Origin of the sequence: Xanthomonas sp. NCPPB 4037 (assembly GCF_041475695.2) — a bacterium.
In the GTDB taxonomy this organism is placed as follows: domain Bacteria; phylum Pseudomonadota; class Gammaproteobacteria; order Xanthomonadales; family Xanthomonadaceae; genus Xanthomonas; species Xanthomonas campestris.
This window is the reverse complement of record NZ_CM191261.1, coordinates 4,079,318-4,102,548: the sequence shown is the minus strand read 5'-3', so window position 1 is coordinate 4,102,548 and position 23,231 is coordinate 4,079,318. Positions and strand designations below refer to the sequence as shown.

At 65.2% G+C, this 23,231-nt stretch carries 18 protein-coding genes; 12 read left to right on the top strand and 6 right to left on the bottom strand.

Annotated elements, in window-relative coordinates:
* Positions 1 to 8 precede the first annotated feature (8 nt).
* Entirely contained in the window at positions 9 to 491 is a 483-nt protein-coding gene (locus ACCQ01_RS18140) for a hypothetical protein (RefSeq protein WP_050911282.1), read from the top strand.
* A gap of 412 nt (positions 492 to 903) precedes the next feature.
* On the opposite strand, the gene ACCQ01_RS18135 is transcribed toward ACCQ01_RS18140, so the two are convergent.
* Entirely contained in the window at positions 904 to 2,931 is a 2,028-nt protein-coding gene (locus ACCQ01_RS18135; protein WP_076053912.1) for a sodium-translocating pyrophosphatase, read from the bottom strand.
* Positions 2,932 to 3,198: 267 nt separating this feature from the next.
* Between ACCQ01_RS18135 and ACCQ01_RS18130 the strand changes: the two genes are divergently transcribed.
* The gene (locus tag ACCQ01_RS18130) at positions 3,199 to 3,687 is read left to right on the top strand and encodes a hypothetical protein (protein WP_070694290.1); all 489 of its coding nucleotides are present in this window, start codon (positions 3,199 to 3,201) and stop codon (positions 3,685 to 3,687) included.
* A gap of 413 nt (positions 3,688 to 4,100) precedes the next feature.
* The gene (locus tag ACCQ01_RS18125) at positions 4,101 to 4,772 is read left to right on the top strand and encodes a PA4824 family protein (RefSeq protein ID WP_228431197.1); all 672 of its coding nucleotides are present in this window, start codon (positions 4,101 to 4,103) and stop codon (positions 4,770 to 4,772) included.
* Between the two features lie 176 nt (positions 4,773 to 4,948).
* Here ACCQ01_RS18125 and ACCQ01_RS18120 read toward each other — a convergent pair whose 3' ends face one another.
* Both ACCQ01_RS18120 and ACCQ01_RS18115 read right to left on the bottom strand, forming a co-directional pair.
* Positions 4,949 to 5,746 carry a hypothetical protein gene (locus tag ACCQ01_RS18120; RefSeq protein ID WP_042596925.1) on the bottom strand — a complete coding sequence of 266 codons (798 nt, stop codon included), beginning with the start codon at positions 5,744 to 5,746 and terminating at the stop codon, positions 4,949 to 4,951.
* 298 nt (positions 5,747 to 6,044) lie between these two features.
* Positions 6,045 to 7,301 carry a 6-phosphofructokinase gene (locus ACCQ01_RS18115; protein ID WP_228431195.1) on the bottom strand — a complete coding sequence of 419 codons (1,257 nt, stop codon included), beginning with the start codon at positions 7,299 to 7,301 and terminating at the stop codon, positions 6,045 to 6,047.
* 159 nt (positions 7,302 to 7,460) lie between these two features.
* Here ACCQ01_RS18115 and ACCQ01_RS18110 point away from each other — a divergent pair, with 159 nt between their 5' ends.
* The 4 genes from ACCQ01_RS18110 (at position 7,461) to ACCQ01_RS18095 (ending at position 11,360) form a co-directional block, all read left to right on the top strand.
* Complete coding sequence (locus ACCQ01_RS18110) at positions 7,461 to 8,024, top strand: adenylate kinase (protein WP_011038393.1); 564 nt, start codon at positions 7,461 to 7,463, stop codon at positions 8,022 to 8,024.
* A gap of 355 nt (positions 8,025 to 8,379) precedes the next feature.
* Complete coding sequence (mpl, locus tag ACCQ01_RS18105) at positions 8,380 to 9,738, top strand: UDP-N-acetylmuramate:L-alanyl-gamma-D-glutamyl-meso-diaminopimelate ligase (RefSeq protein WP_228431193.1); 1,359 nt, start codon at positions 8,380 to 8,382, stop codon at positions 9,736 to 9,738.
* On the top strand, positions 9,735 to 10,334 hold the full coding sequence (locus tag ACCQ01_RS18100; protein WP_372358818.1) for an LON peptidase substrate-binding domain-containing protein: 600 nt from the start codon (positions 9,735 to 9,737) through the stop codon (positions 10,332 to 10,334). The genes mpl and ACCQ01_RS18100 overlap by 4 nt, the downstream gene beginning before the upstream one ends.
* A gap of 141 nt (positions 10,335 to 10,475) precedes the next feature.
* The gene (locus tag ACCQ01_RS18095; protein WP_228431191.1) at positions 10,476 to 11,360 is read left to right on the top strand and encodes a bestrophin family protein; all 885 of its coding nucleotides are present in this window, start codon (positions 10,476 to 10,478) and stop codon (positions 11,358 to 11,360) included.
* Between the two features lie 388 nt (positions 11,361 to 11,748).
* On the opposite strand, the gene ACCQ01_RS18090 is transcribed toward ACCQ01_RS18095, so the two are convergent.
* Positions 11,749 to 13,830 carry a bifunctional DedA family/phosphatase PAP2 family protein gene (locus ACCQ01_RS18090; protein ID WP_228431189.1) on the bottom strand — a complete coding sequence of 694 codons (2,082 nt, stop codon included), beginning with the start codon at positions 13,828 to 13,830 and terminating at the stop codon, positions 11,749 to 11,751.
* 160 nt (positions 13,831 to 13,990) lie between these two features.
* On the opposite strand from ACCQ01_RS18090, the gene ACCQ01_RS18085 reads away from it, so the two are divergent.
* The 3 genes from ACCQ01_RS18085 (at position 13,991) to ACCQ01_RS18075 (ending at position 17,147) form a co-directional block, all read left to right on the top strand.
* Positions 13,991 to 14,650: a serine/threonine-protein kinase gene (locus tag ACCQ01_RS18085; protein WP_228431187.1), complete on the top strand. Its 660-nt coding sequence runs from the start codon at positions 13,991 to 13,993 to the stop codon at positions 14,648 to 14,650.
* A gap of 97 nt (positions 14,651 to 14,747) precedes the next feature.
* Complete coding sequence (locus tag ACCQ01_RS18080) at positions 14,748 to 15,563, top strand: SDR family oxidoreductase (protein WP_011038387.1); 816 nt, start codon at positions 14,748 to 14,750, stop codon at positions 15,561 to 15,563.
* Between the two features lie 636 nt (positions 15,564 to 16,199).
* Complete coding sequence (locus ACCQ01_RS18075; protein ID WP_228431185.1) at positions 16,200 to 17,147, top strand: YiiG family protein; 948 nt, start codon at positions 16,200 to 16,202, stop codon at positions 17,145 to 17,147.
* Positions 17,148 to 17,373: 226 nt separating this feature from the next.
* Here the strand turns inward: ACCQ01_RS18075 and ACCQ01_RS18070 are convergent, their stop codons facing one another.
* Entirely contained in the window at positions 17,374 to 18,246 is an 873-nt protein-coding gene (locus ACCQ01_RS18070; RefSeq protein WP_223646524.1) for an ion transporter, read from the bottom strand.
* A 72-nt stretch (positions 18,247 to 18,318) separates the two neighbouring features.
* Here ACCQ01_RS18070 and ACCQ01_RS18065 point away from each other — a divergent pair, with 72 nt between their 5' ends.
* On the top strand, positions 18,319 to 19,545 hold the full coding sequence (locus ACCQ01_RS18065; RefSeq protein ID WP_228431421.1) for an acetylornithine transaminase: 1,227 nt from the start codon (positions 18,319 to 18,321) through the stop codon (positions 19,543 to 19,545).
* 367 nt (positions 19,546 to 19,912) lie between these two features.
* Here ACCQ01_RS18065 and ACCQ01_RS18060 read toward each other — a convergent pair whose 3' ends face one another.
* Entirely contained in the window at positions 19,913 to 20,530 is a 618-nt protein-coding gene (locus ACCQ01_RS18060) for an HAD-IA family hydrolase (RefSeq protein WP_228431183.1), read from the bottom strand.
* Between the two features lie 293 nt (positions 20,531 to 20,823).
* Here ACCQ01_RS18060 and ACCQ01_RS18055 point away from each other — a divergent pair, with 293 nt between their 5' ends.
* Complete coding sequence (locus ACCQ01_RS18055; protein WP_228431420.1) at positions 20,824 to 23,103, top strand: TonB-dependent receptor; 2,280 nt, start codon at positions 20,824 to 20,826, stop codon at positions 23,101 to 23,103.
* Positions 23,104 to 23,231: the final 128 nt, after the last annotated feature.

Sequence of the window (23,231 nt, the reverse complement as noted above, 5' to 3'; positions counted from 1 at the left end):
TTGGCCCCATGTCCAGGTACCTTCGCGTCATCGTTCTCTTGATGTCATCCATCCTCGCCCCGGCGGCGCTGGCTGCGGATCCGCCGCCAGCGTTCGTGGATGCGGTGGACTGGCCGGCCAACGGCGAAGGTTGGGAGGCCTTTGTCGATCTGGAACAACGGCTGGACCGTGATTTCGACAATATCTGTGGCGATACGTTCTGTGGCGGCGAGTTCAGCGACTACCAGCCGCTGCGGTTCCGCTGCTCGGTCAATCGGGTGAGCGGGGTGGTGCGCAGCTGCATCTGGACCTTTGGCGCGAGCGAGGTGAGTGTGGATCCGCGCAGTGGTCATTTGCGCTCGGACAGCCGGGTCTGGCGCTGCACCGCGCCTCTGAAGGCCGGAACGCGCCTGGACGAGATGTATCGCGTGCTTGCAGTCACCAATCCGCTGTTCGAGCCGCTGCCCGGTGGTGCGCCGCCGATCTATGACGGGTTGATCGGCTGTCTGTAAGGCGCTGACGGCGTCTTGCTCATGCTGTTGGTCGAGCGATCATCCATGACGACCTAGCAGATTCTGGTGCAGCGTCTTTGGTGCTTACGCGGCTTGCCTCCGATATGTGTCTTGATGCGCCAAGTAACGAGCAACCTACGCAACCTGATGGCTTGTAGCGTGATCATTGCTGACTTGTTGCATGCGGAGATGCTGCACGCGGAGATGCGCTGCGCCACTGGCCCGTAGTGATCAAACGGGCCAGTGGCGTCTTTCAGGCCTCCGCAGTCGTCTTTGTAGCAGCACGCATTGCCATGCTTGCAGCCTCATGAGCCTCAGAGGCTAGGCGCCGTCACCCGCCGACAAAGGCCCGGGCCTGGAGCCACGCATCGCTCTGGCCCACGAGGTCCGCAGATCGCCTCAAGCACAGCGCTTAAAGCAGCGGCACCAACAGCAACGCGACGATATTGATGATCTTGATCAGCGGGTTGATGGCAGGCCCTGCGGTGTCCTTGTAGGGGTCGCCCACGGTGTCGCCGGTGATCGCAGCCTTATGTGCTTCGCTGCCCTTGCCGCCGAAATGACCATCTTCGATGTACTTCTTGGCGTTGTCCCAGGCACCTCCCCCGGTCGTCATCGAAATCGCAACGAAGAGTCCGGTCACGATGGTGCCGATCAACAATCCGCCCAGCGCGCGCGGCCCGAGCAGTAACCCGACGATGACCGGGACCACCACCGGCAACAACGAGGGCACGATCATTTCGCGGATTGCCGAGCGCGTGAGCATGTCCACCGCGCGGTCGTATTGCGGCTTGGCGGTGCCAGCCATGATGCCGGGGATTTCGCGAAACTGGCGGCGTACTTCTTCGACCACCGCACCGGCCGCGCGCCCCACGGCTTCCATCGCCATTGCGCCGAACAGGTAGGGAATCAGTCCGCCAATCAGCAAGCCAATGATCACCGTGTGGTCAGACAGATCGAACGCGAATACCTCGTTCGGATTGGCAGCCTGCAGGTTGTGGGTGTAGTCGGCAAACAGCACCAGCGCGGCCAGTGCCGCCGAGCCGATCGCATAGCCCTTGGTCACCGCCTTGGTGGTATTGCCAACTGCATCCAGCGGGTCGGTGACATTGCGTACTTCTGGCGGCAATTCGGCCATTTCGGCAATGCCGCCGGCGTTGTCCGTGATGGGGCCATAGGCGTCCAGTGCCACGATCATGCCGGCCATCGACAGCATCGCCGTGGCCGCGATCGCAATCCCGTACAGGCCGCCAAAATGGAACGCGCCCCAGATTGCCGCGCACACTGCAATGACCGGTAGCGCGGTGGATTTCATCGAGATCCCCAGGCCGGCAATGATGTTGGTGCCATGACCGGTCGTGCTTGCGGCAGCCACGTGTTGCACCGGCCCATATTGCGTGCCGGTGTAGTACTCGGTGATCCACACGATCAGCCCGGTCAGGACCAGGCCGATCAATGCGCAGGCATACAACGACATCGCACCATGCGCGTTGTCGCGCATCAATGCCTGCGTGATCGGCCAGTACGCAATCGCCGCCAACACACCGGACACGATCACGCCTTTATAGAGCGCGCCCATGATCGAACCGCCCGGCTTCACCTTGACGAATGCTGCGCCAATGATCGACGCGACAATGGACACGCCGCCCAGCACCAGTGGATACAACACCGCATGCGGTCCGGTTTCGGCCAGGGTCAGGCTGCCGAGCAGCATTGTGGCAATGACGGTGACCGCATAGGTTTCGAACAGGTCCGCTGCCATGCCTGCACAGTCGCCGACGTTGTCACCGACGTTGTCTGCAATCACGGCCGGATTGCGCGGGTCGTCTTCGGGGATGCCGGCCTCGACCTTGCCCACCAGGTCGGCGCCCACGTCGGCACCTTTGGTGAAAATGCCGCCACCCAGGCGCGCAAAGATCGAAATCAGCGACGAACCGAACGCCAGGCCGACCAAGGCATGCAGGTTCTGCTCAAGCGGCAGGCCGATGGCTTGCAGGACGGCGTAGTAGCCGGCAACACCTAGCAAGCCCAGGCCGACCACCAGCATGCCGGTGATGGCGCCGCCGCGAAAGGCAACGTCCATGGCCTTGCTGATTCCGTGACGGGCTGCTTCTGCGGTGCGCACGTTGGCGCGTACCGACACGTTCATGCCGATGTAGCCGGCCAACCCCGACAGCACCGCACCAATCGCAAACCCGATCGCGGTGTACCAACTCAGAAACAGCCCAACCAGCACGAACAACACCACGCCGGCGATGGAAATGGTCAGGTATTGCCGGTTGAGGTAGGCGCGTGCGCCCTCCTGGATGGCAGCGGCGATTTCCTGCATGCGTGCATTGCCGCTCGGCTGCGCGACCACCCAGCGCGCCGACAACATGCCATAGACAATTGCCAGGACCGCACAACCCAGCGCGAGCATCAATCCGTAGTGTTCCAGCATGACCCCTCCCAAAAGAATGGATGTCGTCCGGTCGGGACGAACGAAGGGCGGTGCGCGACGAGTGGAACGGCGAAGACGGACTCGACGGCCTGACTAGGCCTGCTGCGCGTCGCGATGTTCATGTGGCCGGATTGCGGCCGAGTATGCGCCGCGTCCTGCATGCCTGCCAGCACCACGCTTTGGCGCCGCGTTCAGTGATGGCATGACAGCCTGCCGCCACCGTGATCGACCCGATCCAGGAGCCTATGTATGTTGAAATCCGCCTTGATGATGACCGGCCTGCTGCTGAGCGCTCCTGTGTTTGCCGCCGAGCCCGCACCGGAAATGCAGCGTGCGCCTGGCACGGCGCAGGCGATTGGTGCAGCGCACACCTTGCGCCAGATTCCCGAAGCCTGTGCCCGTCTGGAAGGCGTTTTCACCGGTAATGCGGCGCAGCCGTACACATTTTCGGTGACGCGCAGCAGTCCTACCTGTCAGCCGCGCGCTCGCTTCGTCGACTACGCCAAAGCTGCACCCAGCGTGGCCTCCGGTTGGATCTTTAATGATGTGATCCGCGTACCGAGCGCGGCCTGCCCGTCACAGCAGGCGGTCGTGCGCGTATGGCGCAAGCCGGTTGCGGCCAAGCCGCAGCTGGATGGACAAGGGCAGTCGCGTATCTATCTGGAGGAGGCCAAGCAGCAGGCCGCTGCCGGCAAAATCCCGCAGGTCCCCATGTTTACCGCGCAGCAGACGATGGAAGGCAAGGCCTGCCAGTAAGAGCGGCTAATGCGGCCGCGCGTGCCTAGGGTGTCAGTTCGGTCTGCGTGCCTAACTTTGTGGCGCTACATGCATGCATGTAACGCGCGCGGCGCCGGTGGTGCAGTGGGTCAATCATCAATGCCTGCTTCCGTGTTGCGTAGCATGCAGGAGCGACAGGTCATGTAGTGGCGCGTCGTTCACCAGTGCGCCGCCGTTCAAAGGTCGATTGGGCTTGATACCGACGCTTTGCTGAGAACAAGTCGTGCCAACGAAGTCGCGTCAGCCACATCAATCGCATCGGAGCATGCGCTGCATCTTCGACGCACGGCGCTAACGCGGCGCAGCGTGGTTTGCCGCCTGCTTGCCATGCAGCGTTCTCCGTCCTAGTGGTGTTCAACGCCAACGGCGCTGGAGTTTTTCTTGAGAAGCCTATGAAGGTATTGCGTCACTCCCCGGGACTGCTGGCCGTGTTCGCGTTATGGCACCCGGTGCCCGCACGTGCAGCAGCCAGCATGGTGGTCGACGATGCCGGCGTGACGCCACGCGGCCAGTGCCAGCTCGAAGCGTGGTGGCGTGCAACGCCCGGCGGTGCATCGGCCACGGCAGTACCTGCCTGTAACATCTGGGGCACCGAATTCGCGTTGGGAATGGCTGACGTCCGGCACGGATCGGCTGTGCTCGACATCGGCGCAAAACGTATGCTGCGTGATCCGGAGCAACACACATGGGGGCTGGCGGTGTCAGTAGGCCTGCAACGCGCCTGGCAGGAGCCTCAGCAACGCGCCAGCTACATCACCGTGCCGCTGACGTGGTCGCTGGGAACGGAAGCGAACACGCTGATCCACGTCAATTTCGGCGCGCTCGTCACGCACGCTGGCCCGGACACCACGACTGCAGGTGTTGGCCTGGAGCACGTGCTCACCCCCGCCTGGACGGTCCTGGCCGAAGCATCAGGAGACGATCGCGACGGTCACGGTGCGCAACTTGGACTGCGCAGACTGGTAGGCAAGGCCTCCAGCATCGATCTCGTGGTTGGATCTGATCGCGCAACTGCACCGCGTGGGTGGATCACGGTCGGGATCAACCTTGCAATGTTGCCGTGATGAGGCGCCGAGCGTCAGGCGCGCGCATGCGGCTGCGGAACTGCGCTGCGGTAATGTCAGGGCCGGCCAGTATCGTCCGACGAAGTACGGTAGGGCTTTGGCTGCGGTGATGCCTGGGCAAAAAACAAACCCCGGCCAGGCCGGGGTTTGTTTTGGTCAGCTGGGAGCGTACTGAATCAGTTGCCGCGGCAGTCGCGTAGCCAGAGCACTTTCAGAATCTGGTCGTAGTGATCCACAACACCCGTCAACGTCACCTTCTCCTTCGGGCGCAGCGACAATGCATAGGCAGCCTGGTTTGCAGCAAACGAGCAAGTAATGGCAACGGTATCGAACTGATTGTCGCCCTGAAGCACGTCGAAGCCGATGTTATAGCGGCCGCTGTCTTTGAGTACGCCACCTTGATTGATCTTGCCCGTGATGCGGTAGACCTTGTCGGCGTAGCGTGCCTCGATGGCAGCCGGATTGTCCTTGTGCTGATTGCGTAGCTGGAAGCCGAACTTCTCGGCGGTGATTTCCACCGGTGCAGTGTCCAGGGTCTTCTTTGCAAACTGTTCGCCCGCCGCGCCGGGCTTGACCTGGTTCAGCAGTTTGCACATCTCGGTACGGGCGCTGTCAGTAGATGCGATGGCTCCCTTGTTGACCTTGAGGAGCAAATTGACCGTGCCGACGCCATCGACTGCGCTTGCCGAGACGATCATCGGGAGCGGCTTGTGCGACATGGTCTCTGGCTCTTCGATCAACATTGAGCCTGCGTCAGCATCTTCGCTCAGTACATCCATCTTGGCCTGCTTGGCGATCACACGCATCTGGCCGATGGCGCTGCGCACGGTCAGGCCTGGGTGGCTGACCGAGACAGAAAACTGGGTGCCGACGAAGGGGTTGCCCTTCTTCTGGAAGCTGTCTTCGCAGGTTGCAGCAAAGACGGGTGCCGAGGCTGCAAGCAGCAGGGCGGCGCCGAGGTGGCGAGATTTCATGGGTAACATCCTTGATCGGAGATGGGCAGCTGCAAAGGCTGTCGCCCGCTGAAAGCGGACGTTAGAGGCGCGCAGTGCGTTCCCCCGCATCCTTGCGCGGCGGATTATGTCAGCGGGCCCGCAGGCCGGCAATCGGGAGGTTCCCTATATCGGGTGGTCCAGCAGGCAACCGCTTCCTGATGGCAGTTGCCTGCTTTACAGAGCACCGCAGTCGGAGATTCCGCAGAAATCCCAGCGTCGGCTAGCGTGGGCGTCCTGGCATGGATGCGCTACGGAGGGCGCCCGCACTGGTGGGGGCTTACCCCTCCCAGGCCGGCAACTTCTTGGTCACAGCAGCGTTCTTCAGGCTCACGTACTTGGGAAGTCCATCGCCGCCGTAGGCCAACGGGGCCTCGCCCTTGATCAGTGGGGCGAAGTAGCGGCGGGCGCGTTCGGTGATGCCGAAGCCGTCCTTGCGCAGGAAACTGGGGGGCATCTTCTTTTCGTGGTTAGCCACCTTGTGCAGTGGGGCGGGCACGATCTTCCAGCGATAGGGCGCGTCGCTGACGCGCTCGATCACCGGGATCACCGCGTTCATGCCCTTGAGTGCGTACTGCACGGCGGCCTTGCCCACAGCCTGGGCTTGTTCCCAGTCGGTCTTGGAGGCGAGGTGGCGTGCGGAACGCTGCAGGTAATCGGGCAGCGTCCAGTGCACCTTGTAGCCGAGTTCCTGTTTGACCTGCGCTGCGAGGAAGGCGGCTACGCCACCGAGTTGCGCGTGCCCGAACGAATCGGCCGCGCCGCCGGCATCGGCGACGAATTTCCCCTGTGCGTCCTGGATGCCCTCGCTGGCCACGACCACGCACCAGCCGACCCGTTCCACCACCTTACGCACCTTGGCCAGAAACGCGGCCTGATCAAAGGCGCGCTCGGGCAGCAGGATGATCTGCGGCGCGTCGTCCGGGCCTTGGCCGGCCAGGCCTGCGGCGGCGGCCAGCCAGCCGGCGTGGCGGCCCATCGCTTCGTAGATGAAGACCTTGGTGGAGGTGTCGGCCATGGCGGCCACGTCCAGCGCCGCTTCGCGCACCGAGACCGCGGTGTATTTGGCCGCCGAGCCGAAGCCGGGGCAGGTGTCGGTTACCGCCAGGTCGTTGTCAATGGTCTTGGGCACGCCGATGCAGTGCAGCGGGTAGCCGAACGCCTTGGCCAGCTGCGAGACCTTCAGTGCGGTATCGGCCGAGTCGTTGCCGCCGTTGTAGAGGAACCAGCGCACGTCGTGCGCGCGCAGCACCTCCAGCAGGCGCTCGTACTTGGCGCGGTCCTGCTCCAGCGACTTGAGCTTGTAGCGACACGAGCCGAACGCGCCGCCGGGGGTCTGCGCCAGCGCGGCGATCGCCGCGGCCGATTCCTTGGAGGTGTCGATCAATTCCTCGCGCAGCGCGCCCAAGATGCCGTTGCGTGCAGCCAGCACCTTGATCTTGCGTGCGCGCGCTTCGCCGATCACCCCGGCAGCGGTGGCGTTGATGACGGCAGTGACACCGCCGGACTGGGCATACAACAGGTTGCCGTTGGTCATAGGGGGACACACTCCTCAGATGGCGACATGGCGCGGGGGACATTGCGGGGACATTCCCCGGATGCGGTAAGCTGCACGACCATACGGTCAGCGCTGGCGAAGGCTTGAGTCTAACGCCGCCCACCGCAACGCGTTTTTATTCGAAAGTGGAGTCCACTGATGCGATTGGTTCTGTTGGGACCGCCCGGTTCGGGCAAGGGCACCCAGGCGGCACGGCTCAAAGACACGTTTCAGATCCCGCACATTTCCACCGGCGACCTGCTGCGTGCCGAAGTGGCCGCCGGTTCACCGCTTGGTCTGAAGGCCAAGGAAGTGATGGCACGTGGCGATCTGGTGTCCGACGAGATCCTGCTCGGCATGCTGGAAGCGCGGTTGGGCCAGGCCGATGTGGCCAACGGCTTCATCCTGGATGGTTACCCGCGCAATGTGGCCCAAGCCAATGCACTGGACAGCTTGCTCAGCAAGATCGGCCAGCCGCTGGATGCGGTGGTGCAGCTGGATGTCGCCAGCGAATTGCTGGTTGAGCGGATCGCTGGGCGCGCCAAGGCCGAGGGCCGCGAAGACGACAATCCGGAATCGGTGCGCAAGCGTCTGCAGGTCTATACCGATTCCACCGCACCGGTGATCGGCTTCTACGAGCAGCGTGGCAAGTTGGCGCGCGTGGATGGCGTCGGTTCGCTGGACGAAGTGCTCGAGCGTATCGGCCAGGCCCTGGGCCGCTGAGCCGTCGGGCCGGGCGGCAGCGCCCGGTCCTTCCTGCCAGTGGAACAGTCGCTGGCGGGGCACGTGATCGGTACCAAACCGTGCAAAAGAAAAACCCCGGTCGTACATGACGACCGGGGCAGTAATGGCGCCAGTAATGAGCTTGCTCAAAGCCCCACAGCATGAGCTCCCTGGGGATTTGGCCTCTTGGGGAGTAGGACCAAAGGGGTGCTGCGACTGGCGTTCAGCATAGTGACGGATGCAGCTACCCGCGTGTATCGGGAAGTTCCCGACAGCCCGGTAGGGGTTTCCTGACGTTTGGGTGCGGTGCGGATTCGAATATCCCGCAACTCCGGCGATCGGCGACAATGAGGCCATGAGCAAACTCCACATCCTCGGCATCGCCGGGACCTTCATGGGCGGCGTTGCCGCGCTGGCGCGCGAACTGGGTTGGCAGGTGGAAGGCAGCGACCAGGCCATCTACCCGCCGATGTCCACGCAGCTGGAAACCCTGGGCATTCGGCTGGCGCAGGGCTATCTGCCCGCCAACATCTCCGCCGATGCGCACGACGTGGTCATTGGCAATGCGCTTTCGCGCGGCAATGCGGCGGTGGAAGCAGTGCTCGATGCGGGCCGCCGCTATAGTTCGGGCGCGCAATGGCTGTCCGAGCAGGTGTTGCCCGGGCGCGACACCCTGGCCGTGGCCGGCACGCACGGCAAGACCACCACCACCACCATCCTCAGTTATCTGCTGGAGGCCGCCGGGCGGGCGCCGGGCTTTCTGATCGGTGGCGTGGCCGAGGACTTTGGCGTCTCGGCGCGGCTCGGGCGGGGCCGGGAATTTGTGGTGGAAGCGGACGAGTACGACACCGCGTTCTTCGACAAGCGCAGCAAGTTCGTGCACTACCGCCCGTTGGTGGCGATCCTCAACAATCTTGAGTACGACCACGCCGACATCTTTCCGGACGTGGCCGCGATCCAGCGCCAATTCCATCACCTGGTGCGGACGGTGCCGGCGCGCGGGCGGCTGATCGTCAACGGCGAGGATGCGCGGCTGGCCGAGGTGCTGTCGATGGGCTGCTGGACGCCGGTGGAGCGCTTTGGATTCGATCCGGCGCTGGACTGGAGTGCGCAACTGCTGGCCGACGATGGCAGCCGCTTCGCCGTGCTGCACCGGGGTGAGGAAATCGGCCAGGTGCAGTGGCCATTGCTGGGGCGCCACAACGTGCTCAACGGGTTGGCGGCGCTGGCCGCGGTGCAGGCGGTGGGCGTGGACCCGGCAACGGTGATGCCTGCGCTGGCGCGCTTTCAGAGTGTGAAGCGGCGGCTGGAAGTTCTGGGGCAGGCGCAGGGCATCACCGTCTATGACGATTTCGCCCATCACCCCACCGCGATCGCCACCACGCTGCAGGGGCTGCGCGCCAAGGTCGGCACTGCGCGCGTGCTGGTGGCGATGGAGCCGCGCAGCAATTCGATGCGCCTGGGTGCGCATGCGCAGGCTCTGGCGCCGTCGTTGCACGATGCCGATGCGGTGGTGTTCCTGCATCGGCCGGAACTGGCCTGGGACGCGGCGCCGATCATTGCGCAGGTGCGTGGTCAGGCGCATGTCGCGCAGGATGTGGACGCGTTGTTGCGCATGCTGGGGGAGATCGCGCAGCCGGGTGACCATGTGGTGTTCATGTCCAATGGCGGCTTCGATGGTGCGCCGCGCCGCTTCCTGGCAGGCCTGGCATGACCGTGCAGCCCAAGATGCCGGCCGAGATCACTTCGTTGCCGCTGTTCCCGCTGCACAGCGTGTTGCTGCCCGGTGCGGCGATCGGCTTGCGCGTGTTCGAGCGCCGCTATCTGGATCTGGTGCGCGATTGCGGGCGGACCGGCAGCAGTTTCGGCGTGTGCCTGATCCTGGATGGCAGCGATGTGGGGGCACCGGCGGTTCCTGCGGCGTACGGCACCGAGGTGCGCATCGAGGATTTCGATGTGGGCGCCGATGGCGTGCTGGTCTTGCGCCTGCGTGGCACCCGGCGCTTCCGCGTGCAACGCTCGCGCGTGCGAGACAACGGCCTCGTGGTGGGGGAGGTGAGCTGGTGTGAGCCGGACAGCGACGACGAGCTGCGCCCCGAGCATGTTCTGCTCGCCACCGTGCTCGAACGCATGCTGGAGCAGGTGGGCGGCGAATTTGCATCCGCTGGCCCCGGCCTGCTCGATCAAGCTGCTTGGGTGGGCTGGCGCCTGGCCGAGCTGCTGCCGTTGAGCGAAGGCCAGCGGTTGTCGTTGTTGCAGGAGGACGACCCGCATCGCCGCCTGGAGCAACTGCTGGCCTGGATGCCATAACCGCTGCGGAGTGTAATGTGTGCGCGTGATTCCTCACCGCACTTGCACCGCTGCAACGGCAGACTCCGCACGCTTGAGTGCGCCAGTATGCATCCCGCAGGGAATGCGCTTGGCGCGGTTGATTAACGACCGGGGTGTGCCGTGATCATCGATGTAAAACCGCGTGTGACCGATGTCTTCCTGCAGGTGTGGCGAACGCTGGCGGTGCTGTTCGTGTGGGACGTGCTGGTCACGATCATCTATTACGTGCTGCCGTTCCGCGCGCCGGCGCTGCCGCTGACGATCTTCGGTTCGGCGTTGGCGTTATTCCTGGGGTTTCGCGCCAATTCCACCTATCAACGCTGGTGGGAAGGCCGCGTGCTGTGGGGGCAGATGATCAATGCTTCGCGCAATCTGGTGCGCCTGTGTGTGAGCGTGTTGTCCGCGCCAGACGCCGCCGCAGTGGGGCGCAGCATCGCGCTGCGCCAGGTGGCCTATGTGCACGCGTTGCGCTGTCAGTTGCGGCGGCTGCCGGTGGGCGTGGAGCTGGAGCCACGCCTGGGTGCGGACGAAGTGGCTGCCGTGGTGACGCGCACCAACGTAGCCAACGGATTGCTCGACACCACCGGGCGCGCGGTGGAACAGGCGCGGCGCGATGGCTGGATCGATAGCATCCAGCAGGCCAGTGTGGAACGCATCCTGGTGGACATTGCCAATGCGCAGGGCGGCATGGAACGGTTGAAGAACACGCCTCTGCCATATCAATACCGGTTCTATCCGAACCTGTTCACCCGCGTGTTCTGCATCCTGTTGCCGATCGGGCTGGTGGAAACCCTGCAGTACGCCACACCGGTGGGCTCCACCGTGGCCGGGCTGATGTTCCTGGCGGTGCTGAAGATCGGCGACGAGCTAGTCGACCCATTCGCCAACACCATCCACGACCTACCATTGGACAGCATGTGCCGCACGGTGGAAATCGATGCGTTGCAAGCCATCGGTGAGCGAGCACCGGAGCCGATGCAGCCGGTGGATGGAGTGTTGTGGTGAGGCGAGGGCACCGGTCACGTCGCTGCGTACGGTGGTGCGTTGTCTTTGGTGGTGCGGCAAATCGCTGAGCGGATGCGTGGTGCCTGCATGCCGAGCATGCCGCACGCGTGCGGATGCCAACTACACGTGCACTGCCAAAGGGCTTCGCGGAGATAGACGCGATCGCTCGGCAGCAAACATCGGATGTCACTAAAAGCGCGACGCCGATGCTTTAGCCCGGCGCTACATTCGCTCCGTCGCCGCGCTCAACCTGCGCAGTGCAATGCGCACCTCTTACCACAGTGGTGTGCGAGAAACATCCACACACAGTGGCTCTACGGTGCTGCCATCAACGTGACGCGACTGCTCGCTCACCGCCTCCGCCTGCTTCCCACGCGTCAGCCACGCATCAGCGCGGTGACCCTTCGCGCTGTGCAGCAGTCTGTTCGGACTGAGCCGCGGTGGCGGGGTGCGCGGCAGAGGGCTCACGCCGCGGGCCGCCGTGCGGTGTTGCGTCGATCAGCATCACCGGCACCTGCGAGCGCCGACGTTGTTCCACCCGATATGGCAGCGGCCCCAGTGCATCGCGCAGGGCGCTCAGTGCCGGGTCCACACCGCGCAGCGGGTACCACAGCCCGACCAGGCTGAAATGCCGGCTGTAACGCAGCGTCTGGGTGCTGCCGACCCACAGCGGTTGTGCGTCTGGCAACAGCCGCGCGGTGGCCGGCCAGAGCCGCAGCACATGCACATGGCCGGGTGCGGCCGGGCGCACCATCAGCAGGGCTTCGACCTGCGTATCCAGGGTGGCCGGCAGGATCGGCACTTCATCCGGGCGCCCGCTCACATCCAGCAGATGCAGCGCCTGCTCCCAGCCGGCTTGCGGTTGCGCCCGCCAGCCACGTGCTTCGAGCTGACGCTGCAGCGGTGCCAGCGGGCCGGCGAGTTGCACATCCAGCGGCCAGCGCTGGTCGTCGTCGAACTCATTGCGGCGGGCCGGCAGCAGGCGCCACTGGCCGCTCCACCAATCGCTGGCCTGCAATTCCATCAACAGCGGCGGTGGCGGTTCGAACTTCGCGAGTTTGGCCACCAGATTGCGCGGCGCGAATGCGATCGCGCAGGCCAGGAACACGCCGTAGAACAGCCATGACACCGGCTTGACCCAGAACGCGCGGGTAGCGCGGCGGCGATAGGCAATGCCCAGCACCAGCAGCCAGAAGATGCCGAACAACATGCCGCCGACCACGTCGCTGAGCCAGTGCGCGCCCAGGTACAGCCGTGCGAATCCGATCAGCGAGACGATTGCGCCGCTGACCAGGTACGGCCAAACGCGCCGACGCCCGGGCAGCTCACGCGCGATCAGCAGCGCGAAGAAGCCGAAGCCGATCGTGGCCATGGTCACCGCCACCGACGGGAAGCCGAAGCCGCTGCTCGCTGCCGGTGGGCGCACCACCTGCACGGTGGCGCCCAGCAGCTGGGTCAAGGCGAGCCCGAACGCCAGCGCGATCACCCAGTGGGTCACGGCCATCCAGCGCCCACGCCAGGCCAGGTAGCCCATCGCCGCGGCGATCGCCGGAAGCAGCACCTGCCAATCGCCCAGCGAGGCCAGCGCCACCATCGGGTAGTCGGCCAGCGGGTTGCGCAGGGCCAGCATCAGATCGTGCACGGCCAGGTCCACGCGCAGCGGCTCGCCGTGTGCCAGCACCACCATCAACAGCACGAACCAGCCCCAGCCCAGCAACAGCAGCATCAGCGCCATCATCGCCAGCGGCACCGACTCGCGGCGGCGGGGGTCGAACACGCTCACCGACCAGTTGCCCAGCACCGGGTGACGGTGCGACCACTCCAGCAGCCGTGCCAGCAGCGCGTCGAGATGGCCGGCCGACCAGCGGTACGAATACAGCACCACCGCCCAGGCCAGGCCGATCACCGCTGCCAGCAGCGCCACCACCACGAACAACCGGCCGGCCACTGCGGCCACCGCGTCATACGCAGTGCCCAACACCCAACCGGGCACAAGGAACAGCAACGCCCACGAGATGCAGGCCAGCCCGCTGGCGATCAGATAGCGTTTGAACGGCATGTGCGACATGCCGGCGATGGCCGGCACGAACGGCCGCACCGCCCCCACGTAGCGCGCGATCACGATGCTCTTGAACGCGTTGCGCCGGAACAACAATTCGCCGCGCTCCAGCAATTGCGGGTAGCGGCGGAACGGCCAATAGGTATGCAGCTGATGGCCCCAGCGATGGCCCACCCAGAAGCTCAGCGCGTCACCGATGAAGGCGCCCAACGTGGCGCAGATCACCGCATAGGGCCCGTTGATCTGGCCAAGCCCGATCAACACGCCAATGGCGAACAACAGCGGCAACGCGGGCACGATGGCGCCCAGCACGATGACCGCATCGCAGAAGGCAATCGCAAAGATCACCACGCCAGCCAAGGTGGGGTGGTGTCCGATCCACTCCAGCGTGGCGTCGATCCATGAGTTCATCTCCGAATTATAGGTGGGCCTGGCGGCGGCTGACTTGCGTGGTCCTCACATCGGCCGGCGCGCTTCACCTGCGGTTGCGACGCTGCGCGTGAAGGCGTGCGTGCTGCGCGCAGGTGCGAGGGCGTCGCTGTGATGGTGCGAGCGCCGCCTACAATGGGGGATGCATCCAGACCCTTCCGGCGAGCTGCCACTCAAGTCCGATACCTTCGGCCGCATCCTGCTGATGCGCGAGGGCGAGCGCATGTTCGTGCGTCGCGATCTGAGCGCTGCGCCCTGGCTGCTGCGCGGCGTGGCCTGGTGGCTGGCGCGGCGCGAGGCACTGGCCTTGCGGCAACTGGACGGAATGGCGCGCACGCCACGGCTGCTGGGCTGGAACGGCCGCCAACTGGATCGCAGCTATCTGGCCGGCGATGCGATGTACCAACGCCCGCCGCGTGGCGACCTGGCGTATTTCCGCGCCGCCCGCCACCTGTTGCAGCAACTGCATCGTCGCGGGGTGGCCCACAACGATCTGGCCAAGGAAGCCAACTGGCTGGTGCAGGACGATGGCAGCCCGGCGGTGATCGATTTCCAGCTGGCGGTGCGTGGCCCGCCGCGCGCGCGCTGGATGCGTCTGCTTGCACGCGAGGACCTGCGCCACCTGCTCAAGCACAAGCGCATGTACTGCCCGGCGGCCATCACCCCGGTGGAACGCCGTGTGCTCAAGCGCCGCTCCTGGATCCGCGAGCTATGGTTCGCCACCGGCAAGCCGGTCTATCGCTTCGTGACCCGCCGCGTGCTGCACTGGGAAGACAACGAAGGGCAGGGGCCCAAGCCCTGAGGGGCAGCGATTGGGCATTCGGGATTGGGGATTCGTCAGGGCGTAGTGCCGTGCGCTGTAAGCTTTTGCCAATCCCCAATCTCGACTCCCTAATCCCATGACGTTATCCGGCAAAACCCTGTTCATCACCGGTGCTTCGCGGGGGATTGGCCTGGCGATTGCGTTGCGTGCGGCGCGCGATGGCGCGAACGTGGCCATTGCGGCCAAGTCGGCGGTGGCCAATCCCAAGTTGCCGGGCACCATCCACAGCGCGGCGGCAGCGGTCAACGCGGCGGGCGGGCAGGGGCTGGCGCTCAAGTGCGACATCCGCGAAGAAGACCAGGTGCGCGCGGCGGTGGCCGCAACCGTGGACACCTTCGGCGGCATCGACATCCTGGTCAATAACGCCAGCGCGATTTGGTTGCGCGGGACCCTGGACACGCCGATGAAACGCTTCGACCTGATGCAACAGGTGAACGCGCGCGGCAGCTTCGTCTGCGCGCAGGCGTGTCTGCCGCATCTGTTGCAGGCACCCAACCCGCACATCCTCACGCTGGCGCCGCCGCCGTCGTTGAATCCGGCATGGTGGGGCGCGCATACCGGCTACACGCTGGCCAAGATGGGGATGAGCCTGGTCACCCTGGGGCTGGCCGCCGAGTTCGGGCCGCAGGGCGTGGCCATCAACGCACTATGGCCGCGCACGGTGATTGCCACCGATGCGATTAACATGCTCCCCGGCGTGGACGCGGCCGCCTGCCGCCGGCCCGAGATCATGGCCGATGCCGCGCATGCGGTGCTGACGCGAGAGGCGGCCGGGTTTCATGGCCAGTTCCTGATCGATGACGAAGTGCTGGCACAGGCCGGCATTACCGATCTTTCCGGCTACGCCGTGGACCCGCAGCGTGCGCTGCTACCGGATCTGTTTCTGGAGTGACCACGGCGGGTTCACGGCCGCGTTTGCTATCGTGTGCGGCTGAAATCGTTTTCAACAAGGATGTGTGCCGGTGTGCGTGCTTGGGAAAGGAGCCGTCGTTGGGGTATCCGTGGGCGTCATGGCTGCGGCGCAGGCAGGGCAGCGGCCTGTCAGCCCGATGGTCTCTCCGTTCGGCAGCCCAACGCGGCGGCCCCGTTGCGCATGCGAGCGCACGGTTGTAGCAGACGCAGCCGGTGCGTTCTTCGGTCAGGCTGCGGCCCACCGAGCTGCTGCGCGAGACGTGCACGCGGACGGATGCCTCTGTTGAACCCAGACATTCACGGCAGATCTCGCCGCGGCCGGCCCATCAAGGGCGCTGGCGTTTACCTTGTGGCCGCGTCGGCCCTGACGACCTCGTGGATCGGCATGCGCTCGGCAGCCTGGGCCTGCAGCGAATCTTCAGCGCTCCCCTTTCGGCAACCCACCGGTCGGGCGTGCATGGCACTGCCGCACCGGCAATCCACATGCCCGCGCTAAACGCGTGCACGCCATGAAGCATGCACCGCCATCCAATCACGGCCTCATCGGTGGGGACACTACGTCCGCCCACTGTGGCCATCGCATCGCGCATTCCTACATCAACCCCATGGAGCTCTCATGACCCCGCACTCCCGCCTTGCGCCACTCGCCACGGCAATTGCATGCGCCGCGCTGCTCGCCGGTTGCCACAAGGGCGACACCGCCGCCGCTGCCGTGGAAGGCGCCGACAAGATCAATGCCTACATCGCGTGTTTCAACGCGGTGGAGCAGCCACTGCACGAAAGCTACCAGCAATACATCGGCTGGATGAAAGACCCGGAGGCGGGCCCGACCGGCAAGGAATCGCAGATCCGCGGCCCGGGCACGGTGTTGTCGCATCGGGTCGAAGCCTGCGGCGCGCCCATGACCGCCGCGCTGGCGCAGCAACCGGCTAATGCGCAGCTGGATCCGGCGGCCAAGGCCTACCAGCAGCGCTTCACCGCGCTCAACGAGCGCATCGAAGAGGCCGCGCGTTATTACGACCGCGAGGACTATCGGCGTGATGACGCCAAAGGCATGCAGTCGCTGCACGCACCGCTGATGCAGGCCTACAGCGCGTTCTTTGAGGCTGGCGAGGCCATGGACGCGGCGCTGGAGCGCAACGAAGATCAACGCCGCAAGCAGCAGCTCGATGCGATTGAAAAGGACGAAGGCCGCAGCGCCGCCTGGTACCACCTGAAGATCATCGGCGAAGGCAAGCAGCTGGTGACCACGCTCAATAGCGACACGCCGGACCTGGCCGCCGCGCAAACGCAGCTGAGCACTTACCAGGGCATCCTGGAAGAGGCGCAGAAGGCCAAGATCGGCGACGGCGACCCGATGTGGGGCCATATGGAACGCTCCGCCGACAAGCTGGTCAGCGTGGCGGCGCGCCGCATCGAACGCGTGCGCAACAACGAGCCGTTGAGCCGCAGCGACCAGATGTTGCTGGAGAGCAACAGCTCGCTGCCGCCGGCCGGCACGCGGCAGGCGCTGCTGGCGAGTTACAACGACCTGATCGACATGAGTAACCGCATGACGCGCTGAGTTGGGCGAGGACGCGCCTGATGAAATGGGCGCGTTCTTTTTGTTGCAGGCATGTCCACTTTGTCTGGCAGCGGCCGTCATGGATGACGGCGTGGCCCCGCATCGTCACATGAAGTGGCGCGGCAATTGCGCTGGAGTAACAGCACACGCTGCCGCCAGTACAGCAGGCGCGCACACGCAGATGTCGTCGCTTGCGGCGGCACACCTCACCGCGTGCGCGTTTGCCTCAGTGAGTGAACGCAGCAGGGAGTGGCCCGGCACATTGCCGGCAGAACCGTGCGTCGGGCTCGTGACCTTCCAGCCCGCAGGCCGGGCAGCCGCGCGCGTCGTGGTGCTGGGCGTCGTCCTTGCGCCGCAGATTGCTGGCCAGTTCGGCGGTGTAGATGCCGGTCGGCACGGCGATGATGCTGTAGCCGATCAAAATCAGCGCCGAGGTCACGAAGCGGCCGAGCGTGGTCTGCGGAACGAGGTCGCCAAAGCCCACCGTGGCCATGGTGACGATGGCCCAGTACATGCTGGTCGGGATGCTGGTGAAGCCGTGCTGCGGCCCTTCGATCACATACATCGTGGCGCCGGCGATCACGGTGATGGTGAGTACCGTGAACAGGAACACCAGCACCTTGCGCCGGCTGCGCCACAGCGCATCGAGCAACTGGCCGCTTTCTTCCACGTAGCGGGTGAGCTTGAGGATGCGGAACAGCCGCAGGATGCGCAGCACGCGCACCACCAGCAGCGTCTGCGCGCCGGGCACGAAGAACGACAGGTAGCTGGGCAGGATCGAGAGCAGGTCGATCACGCCCCAGATGCTCAGCGCATAGCGCAGCGGGCGCCGCACCACCGCCAGGCGCAGTGCGTATTCGATGGTGAACACCACCGTAAACGCCCATTCCAGCGGCACCAGCCAGTGCGCGGACTGCGCGTGGATGCGCGGCACGCTGTCGATCATGATCACCACCACGCTGGTGAGGATGGTGACCACCAGCAGCAGGTCGAAATTGCGCGACGGGCGGGTGTCGTGGCGGTAGATGATGTCGAACCACCGGCGACGCCAACCGTCGGCGGTGGCGGGATTGAGCTGGGGGTCGGAAAGCGGTCGCATGCGTGCATTGTGCCGCAGGCCGGCGAATGCGCGAGAATGCCGGTCTCCCTCCGCTTCCGCGACCCCGCCATCATGAGCACCGCTGCCGATTCGCCCCTGTCCCTCGCGCATTACTACCTGCCGGTGTACCGCCCGCGTCAGGTGGTGCTGGAGCGTGGCCAGGGCAGTCGCGTGTGGGACGACCAGGGCCGCGAATATCTGGATCTGTCCTCCGGCATCGCGGTCAGCGGGCTGGGGCACAACGATCCGGACCTGATGGCCGCGCTCACCGAGCAGGCCGGCAAGCTGTGGCACACCAGCAACGTGTTCTTCAGCGCGCCGCCGCTGAAGCTGGCCGAAGCACTGGTCACCGCGTCGCGCTTTGCGCAGAAGGTGTTCCTGTGCAACTCCGGCACCGAGGCCAACGAGGCGGCGATCAAGCTGGTGCGCAAGTGGGCCAGCAGCCAGGGCCGGCCGGCCGACAAGCGGGTGATCGTCACCTTCCGCGGCAGTTTCCACGGCCGTACGCTGGCCTCGGTCACCGCCACCGCACAGCCCAAATACCAGGAAGGCTACGAGCCGTTGCCGGGCGGATTTCGTTACGTGGATTTCAACGATGTGCCGGCGCTGGAAAGCGCCATGGCCAGCGGCGATGTGGCGGCGGTGATGCTGGAGCCGATCCAGGGCGAGGGCGGGGTGATGCCGGCCGCACCGGGCTTTCTTGCCCGCGTGCGCGCGCTGTGCGACCAGCACGACGCACTGCTGGTGCTGGACGAGATCCAGTGCGGCATGGGCCGCACCGGCAGCCTGTTCGCGCATTGGCAGGAGCAGGTCACCCCGGACATCGTCACCCTGGCCAAGGCGCTGGGCGGCGGGTTCCCGATCGGCGCGATGCTGGCCGGGCCGAAAGTGGCCGAGACCATGCAGTTCGGCGCGCACGGCACCACCTTCGGCGGCAACCCGCTGGCGGCGGCGGTGGCGCGGGTCGCATTGCGCAAGCTGGCTTCGCCGCAGATTGCCGAGAACGTGGAGCGTCAGTCGGCCGCCTTGCGCGCTGGCCTGGAAGCGCTGAATGCCGAGTTTGGCGTGTTTGCGCAGATCCGTGGACGTGGCCTGATGCTGGGCGCGGTGCTGGCACCGGCGCATGCTGGCCAGGCGGGCGCGATCCTGGATCTGGCGGCCGCGCACGGCCTGCTGTTGCTGCAGGCCGGCCCGGACGTGCTGCGCTTTGTGCCGGCGTTGAATCTCACTGATGCCGAGCTGGCCGACGGGTTGGCACGCCTGCGCCTGGCGATCGCCGCGTACGTTGCGCAGCACTGACAGCAGCGACTGCGCGTTCTGCGCCATCGTGGCCGGCACCGCGCCGGCCAGCGTGGTGCACTGGCTCGCGTTCTATCGCGGCACGAGAGATTACTTAGATGCGAGCCTCAGCAGCAGCTGAGGCGGTGCCTGTTGATCGCATCGCGTCGTACGTGCAATTCGTCATGCCTCTGGTCTCTGGCAACTGATGTCAAAACCGACGCGGCGCAATGACTGGCCGCTGCCGCTCCGATCGGTTTGCTGCGATCAGCTCTGGTTGCAGTGAGTGGGAAAGCTGCAGCGTGTCGTGGGGAAGTTGCGGCGCGGACTAGCAGACACATTCAGACGCGCTAGGTCGCGCTCTGACGCAGAGACACACCAACCGCGCCTACGCCAGCCCATACCGCTTCAAGACCCGGCGCAGTCCGCGCGCATCACGCACAGTGTCCGCTTCCAGGCCGGCCGCGCGTGCGCCGCGCACGTTGACGAATAAATCATCCACAAACAGCGTGTGTGCGGCGCGTGCGTCCAGCTGCGCGAGTGCGCGCGCATAGACGCCTGCATCGGGCTTGCGGCCGCCCAGTGCACCGCTGCACAGCACCCGGCCGCGCAGCAGCGGGAACAGCGCTGGCACGATCTGCTCGATCGCCTCGACCATCAGCGGGCCGTTGTTGGTGAGCACGGCGACCGGGGTGTGTGCAGATACGGCAAGCACCTGCGCCACCACCGATGTATCGGCGCGGCAGGCGGCCACCCGTGCCGCCACCCAGGCCGCAGGATCGATGCGCTGGCCCAGTGCATCGCTCAAACGGGCCAAGTACGTGGGCGTATCGATGTCGCCGCTGTCGTAGCTGCGCTCCAGCCCCTGCGCGAACAACACGGCGTGCACCTGCGCCGGCGTGCAGTTGGCCATCGCAGCCAGCGCCGCCATGCGTTTGGGCCGCGCATAGCTGGCGAGCACGCCATCGAAATCGAGCAATAACAGGGAGGGACGCGGGGCGGGCATGGCCGTGTTCGATGTGCAACGCAGCAGCGTCGTCGATCCGTGCATGCGCTGGCAAGTCGTTACCACCGCAGCGCACCTCCCCGCATACGGGTAGGCACATTCCAGCTTCATCTAGTTGAATTCGATAGCAGCCTACCCACCTGCGCCGCCCCTACCCTCCGCGCGCGGCATGCGTTGCGGTGGTGCTGGGTATGGTCGAGCTGTACCGCACAGCGCGGTGTCAACCGGGTTGGGGAGCTCCCGGTCATCCAGCACGTCACACGACTCCAGGGGTGGATTGCATGCGCAAGCGCTTGAAGACCGACCATCTGGCGACCTCGGTCGCCGCCGCTCTCACCACGCTCACCCGCCGCCCTGCCGCGGCCTCCATGGCACTGTTGCTGGGTGCCTCCAGCCTGCCAGCGATTGCACAGGAAGCACGCACGCTCGATGCCGTCAGTGTGGTGGGCACCGGCTCCACCCGCACCACCGCCTCCATCTCGGTGGCGGAAATCCAGGCGCAGGTGCCCGGTGTCGCCCCGCAGCAATTGCTGGCCAGCCTGCCGGGTGTGAATGTGCAGACCACCGACCCGTTCGGCCTGTACGAGTTCGGTGATTCGATGACCATCCGCGGGTTTTCCGCCAACCAGATCGGCGTGACCCTGGATGGGATTCCGATCGAAACCTTCGACACCCGCGAAGGCGGGCCGATCACCCGCTATGTGTCCAGCGAAAACCTGCTGGATGTCACGGTGTCTGCCGGTTCGGGCGATGTCACACAGCCCTCCTATCACGCGCTCGGCGGGGCGATCCGCTACACCAGCCTGCCACCGAAGGGCGGCGATACCTGGAGCGGCAACCTTACCCAGACCATCGGCTCGGACGATCTGGTGCGCAGCTTCGTGCGGCTGGATACGCCGCAGTGGTGGGACGGTGGCCCGAGTGCCTACGTCTCGGCCTCGCGCACGCAGGGCGGGGTGTGGGACATGGAGCCGGCCACGCAAAAGAGCGATCACTTCGAAGCCAAGATCCGCCAGGCCTGGGACGCGGGCAGCCTGACGCTGGGCTGGATCTACAACAACCGCAAGGACTACGACGTGCAGTCGTACAACTCCGATGGCTCGGTGTCGTGGGACCTGCACGAACGCATCACCGGCAACCCCGAGGTGGACGCCGAGCACTACAGCGAGTGGCAGAACGGCCGCCGCGATTCCTTGCTCAGCCTGCATGGCGATTTTCTGTTCAACGATGCGATCGGCTTCACCTTCACCGGCTATTACGAGAACAAGCACGGCTATGGCGTTGGCGGAACTCCGCCGAGCACGGCGACGGGCCTGTACAACGACGCCATCGCCGGCACGCCGGGGCGCACCGATATCGCCATCAACGACCCGCAGATTGTGGATGCCGCTGGCAACGTGACCCGCGTTGGTGCGATGACCCGGCGCGAGGAAATCATGGGCGGCGACCGCTACGGCGCGACCACCGCGGTGTCGTGGGAAACCGAACACAACAAACTCGAAGTCGGTGCCTGGTACGAGAACTACGATTTCGATCAGGTGCGCCCGTTGTACAACCTGGACCCGGCCACCGGCGCATTGCTGAAAAGCGCCTTGCCGATCGTCATCTACTACGACAACCACTTCTCCACCGAAGTGAAGCAGCTCTACATCAAGGACACGCTGCGCCTGCTCGATGACCGGCTCACGCTGGAACTCGGCGCCAAGGGGCTGGATGTCAAACGCGACTACAACGGCATCGCCAATCTCGACGATTTCAATGTCGGCGTGCGTCGCGATGTCACCATCAAGAACAGCGACTGGTTCCAGCCGCAGGTGGGTGCCAGTTTCCAGCTGGCCGATGGCGTGCAGGTGTTCGCCAACTATGCGGAGAACTTCAGCTCCGCACCGCGGCTGGCACTGACCTCGGGCGCGTTCAATCCGGATATCGCGCCGGAAGAATCCACCAACATCGACATCGGCATTCGCGCCGAATCCAGCCAGTGGAGCGGTTACATCGCCGCCTACAAGATCGATTACGAAAACCGCATCATCGCGTTGACCGACCCGGACCCGTTGGTCGTGGCGCCCACGGTGTATGCCAACGTCGGCGACGTGCAGACCTATGGCGCAGAAGTCTCCGGCATGTGGAAGCCGGCGCCGGGCTGGCGGCTGGGCGCCTCGCTGACCTGGAACAAATCCGAATTCCAGGACAACTATTTCGGCCCGGTCAGCGGCAGCCTGGTGCAGGTGGAAGGCAATGAGGTGCCGGATTCGCCGAAGGTGATGTTCAGCGTCAACGGCGGCTGGGAGGGCGAGAATTTCTTCGCCAACCTGGATACCAAATATACCGGCAAGCGCTACGGCGACACGCTCAATACCGATCAGGTGGATGCCACCTTCATCGTCAATGGCAGTGTCGGCTATCAGGGCGGCAGTGACGGGTTTCTGGCCGGCGGCCGGCTGCAACTGTCGGTCTACAACCTGTTCGACAAGGACGAGGCGATCGGCGCGGTGTTCCCGAATGAAAGTTCCGGCTCGTATCAGCTGATTGCACCGCGGCAGGTGTTTGCGAGTCTTTCGTACAAATTTTGACGGTGCCAACGCGGCCGGCTGTGTTGCCGGCCGCGAGCGCGAGCGGTGCGGCAGGGTGCACGCGGTCGCCGCAGGCACAGCGCACGGTAGTTGGTCGCGTCCGGTCCATGACATGCAGGGGAACACGC

Bases quoted from the DNA above. Each gene is read 5' to 3' on its own strand.
- ACCQ01_RS18140 (WP_050911282.1), top strand. From the start codon at position 9: ATGTCCAGGTACCTTCGCGTCATCGTTCTCTTGATGTCATCCATCCTC.
- ACCQ01_RS18135 (WP_076053912.1), bottom strand. From the start codon at position 2,931: ATGCTGGAACACTACGGATTGATGCTCGCGCTGGGTTGTGCGGTCCTG.
- ACCQ01_RS18130 (WP_070694290.1), top strand. From the start codon at position 3,199: ATGATGACCGGCCTGCTGCTGAGCGCTCCTGTGTTTGCCGCCGAGCCC.
- ACCQ01_RS18125 (WP_228431197.1), top strand. From the start codon at position 4,101: ATGAAGGTATTGCGTCACTCCCCGGGACTGCTGGCCGTGTTCGCGTTA.
- ACCQ01_RS18120 (WP_042596925.1), bottom strand. From the start codon at position 5,746: ATGAAATCTCGCCACCTCGGCGCCGCCCTGCTGCTTGCAGCCTCGGCA.
- ACCQ01_RS18115 (WP_228431195.1), bottom strand. From the start codon at position 7,301: ATGACCAACGGCAACCTGTTGTATGCCCAGTCCGGCGGTGTCACTGCC.
- ACCQ01_RS18110 (WP_011038393.1), top strand. From the start codon at position 7,461: ATGCGATTGGTTCTGTTGGGACCGCCCGGTTCGGGCAAGGGCACCCAG.
- mpl (WP_228431193.1), top strand. From the start codon at position 8,380: ATGAGCAAACTCCACATCCTCGGCATCGCCGGGACCTTCATGGGCGGC.
- ACCQ01_RS18100 (WP_372358818.1), top strand. From the start codon at position 9,735: ATGACCGTGCAGCCCAAGATGCCGGCCGAGATCACTTCGTTGCCGCTG.
- ACCQ01_RS18090 (WP_228431189.1), bottom strand. From the start codon at position 13,830: ATGAACTCATGGATCGACGCCACGCTGGAGTGGATCGGACACCACCCC.
- ACCQ01_RS18085 (WP_228431187.1), top strand. From the start codon at position 13,991: ATGCATCCAGACCCTTCCGGCGAGCTGCCACTCAAGTCCGATACCTTC.
- ACCQ01_RS18080 (WP_011038387.1), top strand. From the start codon at position 14,748: ATGACGTTATCCGGCAAAACCCTGTTCATCACCGGTGCTTCGCGGGGG.
- ACCQ01_RS18075 (WP_228431185.1), top strand. From the start codon at position 16,200: ATGACCCCGCACTCCCGCCTTGCGCCACTCGCCACGGCAATTGCATGC.
- ACCQ01_RS18070 (WP_223646524.1), bottom strand. From the start codon at position 18,246: ATGCGACCGCTTTCCGACCCCCAGCTCAATCCCGCCACCGCCGACGGT.
- ACCQ01_RS18065 (WP_228431421.1), top strand. From the start codon at position 18,319: ATGAGCACCGCTGCCGATTCGCCCCTGTCCCTCGCGCATTACTACCTG.
- ACCQ01_RS18060 (WP_228431183.1), bottom strand. From the start codon at position 20,530: ATGCCCGCCCCGCGTCCCTCCCTGTTATTGCTCGATTTCGATGGCGTG.